At 65.6% G+C, this 436-nt stretch carries 1 protein-coding gene; it reads right to left on the reverse strand.

All coding sequences use genetic code 11. The features are described from left to right. On the reverse strand, positions 1 to 343 hold a 343-nt coding region (locus EN850_RS33625), incomplete at its 3' end, for an AraC family ligand binding domain-containing protein (protein ID WP_348642452.1). Positions 344 to 436 lie beyond the last annotated feature (93 nt).

The raw sequence follows: 436 nt of genomic DNA on the forward strand, positions 1-436 counted from the left end.
GCAGGCGCGGCGTTGCGAAATCGAGCTTGCTCGCGCCCGGCACGCCGGCGGCGATCCGTTCCATATAGGCCGGAGCGAAATGGAAGGAGAGGCAGCGGTCGCCGGCGCAGTGCACGTGCCCGCACTCATAACAGGCGCCGGGATTGCCGAGCAGGATGGCGCCAGGAGCCAGCATCGCCGTGCCCTGGCGCGTGCGATAGCGGAAGGTGCCGCTGGTCACGGCTGCGACGCAGAAGCTGCGGTGCTGCTCCTCGAACGGTCTGTCGCCGACGCCGGCGGTGCAGATCACGTCGGACACCTGCCAGTCTCGACCCGATGCAAGGTTTCTCGCGGTGGTCGTCATTGCGTGGAAGATTAGCAACTTTTCCCAAGCGCAGAACCCTGCCTTGCCCCTATTGCTCGCCCTCTCCTGACAAACGAGGCAGCAACCATGACC

The organism is Mesorhizobium sp. M8A.F.Ca.ET.207.01.1.1, from assembly GCF_004794715.1.
Lineage (GTDB): Bacteria > Pseudomonadota > Alphaproteobacteria > Rhizobiales > Rhizobiaceae > Mesorhizobium.